This is a genomic window from Vibrio genomosp. F10 str. 9ZD137, assembly GCF_049974785.1.
GTDB lineage: Bacteria > Pseudomonadota > Gammaproteobacteria > Enterobacterales > Vibrionaceae > Vibrio.
The window spans coordinates 1-1978 of sequence record NZ_JBNGCJ010000377.1 but is presented as its reverse complement, the minus strand read 5'-3'; the positions used below and the strand labels follow the sequence as shown (position 1 = coordinate 1978).

At 43.0% G+C, this 1978-nt stretch carries 2 protein-coding genes; one reads left to right on the top strand and one right to left on the bottom strand.

Annotated features, from left to right (window positions below):
- Positions 1–169: 169 nt before the first annotated feature.
- On the bottom strand, positions 170–433 hold the full coding sequence (locus ACP45E_RS08420; RefSeq protein ID WP_017035710.1) for a DUF4212 domain-containing protein: 264 nt from the start codon (positions 431–433) through the stop codon (positions 170–172).
- A gap of 365 nt (positions 434–798) precedes the next feature.
- Between ACP45E_RS08420 and ACP45E_RS08415 the strand changes: the two genes are divergently transcribed.
- Positions 799–1978, top strand: a 1180-nt coding sequence (locus tag ACP45E_RS08415; RefSeq protein WP_069584883.1) for a potassium/proton antiporter, incomplete at its 3' end; no start/stop codon positions are given.

Here is a 1978-nt window from a genome sequence, read left to right as displayed (position 1 = left end):
AGTCAGCGGCCGTTGCCATACCATTTGCTATTGGGTTGACACCACCGCCAGCGACGTAAAATTCTTTGGTTGAACCAGCACGCGCCCAAATGGCGATACCGATATAGAGAAGAAATGTGGCACCTACTACGAGATAGGTGATAGTTTTCAAGTCCATCTGACGTATTCCTTATTCGTCTACATTAAATTCGCGGTCGATTTGTCTCATTCTCCACGCATAATAAAAGATGATTGCTAAAAATGCGTAAATAGACCCTTGCTGTGCAAACCAGAAACCCAGTTTGTATCCACCTAGTTGGAACTGGTTAAGAACATCAACAAATAAGATGCCGCAACCAAAAGAAACTAAGAACCAAACAACCATTAGACCGATCATGAGTCTTACATTTTTGTCCCAGTAGGCCTTGGCACGCTCTTGATTTTCAATCGCCATTGCCGTCTCCTTGCTATGTTGTATTGTTAATGAAATGTTTCATTTTCTACAATAGCAAGGAGTGAGTAATGGATCTTTTCAACTTTAGTCGTGGGTAAAAAACGAATAAACCTTTAAAAATAAGGATCTCATTGGTGTTTGGAGGGAAAGTGTGATGTTAAGGTGATGTTAATTTAGCCAAAGGTCTAAGGTTTGTTCATTTTTTATTAAGATATTAGACAAATAGAGTCATTAATTTGCCATTATGGAACAAGATAATGTGTAAAATACCACATTGATAATCATGCGATTGCGTATGTTGGTAATCTATAAATCTGTATTTTAACCATTCCATAGTCGATGTTTTTAGTAGTAAGGGGAGTTGATTGGACGTCCAAACAATAAATAGTTTGTTTCTTACGGGGGCAGCGTTGATAGCACTGAGTGTTGTGCTTACCCGAGCCTCTTCCAAGCTTGGCATTCCTATTCTGGTCATTTTTCTTTTCGTTGGCATGCTTGCTGGAGAAGATGGGCCTGGTGGGATCAATTTTGATGACTATTCGCTTACTTACCTTGTGAGCAATCTAGCTCTTGCCGTGATTTTGCTTGATGGGGGAATGCGAACCAAAGTCTCTAGTTTCAAAGTCGCGTTTTGGCCCTCACTTTCTTTGGCGACCATCGGCGTAGCAATGACGGCAACGTTAACGGGATTGATGGCGGCTTGGTTGTTTGACCTCACTTTAATTCAAGGGATTCTTGTTGGCGCGATTGTTGGTTCTACCGATGCAGCGGCGGTATTTTCTTTGTTGAAAGGGCAAAGCTTGAATGACCGTGTTGGTGCAACTTTAGAGATAGAGTCTGGAACCAATGACCCGATGGCCGTTTTCCTCACGGTCACTCTTATTGCCGTGTTAGCCAATCCAGCTACCGATTTAGGCATCAGTTTTCTTTTATCCAGTTTTGCTTTGCAGTTTGGCGTTGGTGCGCTTGTTGGTGGCGCAGGTGGTTGGTTACTTTGGTCACTCGTAAATCGAATACAGTTACCGGAAGGCTTATACTCTATTTTGGTGTTAAGTGGTGGTGTCGCCTTGTTTGCATTCTCAAACAGTCTTGGCGGCAGCGGCATCTTATCTATCTATTTGGTGGGTTTGCTTATCGGCAATAAACCCACATGCTCGCGTCATTCTATTTTGAGTGTATTAGATGGCATGACATGGCTTAGCCAGATAGTGATGTTCTTAGTTCTAGGCTTACTCGTCACGCCTTCCACTTTACTTGATATTATGCTCCCAGCCTTAGCCCTAGCGTTTGGTATGATTATTTTCGCTCGTCCAATTTCTGTTTGGATCGGGTTGTTACCATTTAAAAGCTTTAATACGCGCGAGCGTTGGTTTGTCTCTTGGGTCGGTTTGCGTGGCGCCGTTCCTATCATCCTTGCCGTATTCCCTATGATGGCAGGCTTACCTAATGCTCAACTCTATTTTAATATTGCTTTCTTCGTCGTCATGGTGTCTTTAACGGTCCAAGGAGGCAGCTTAATGAAGGCTGCGGTATTGGCTCGAGTCA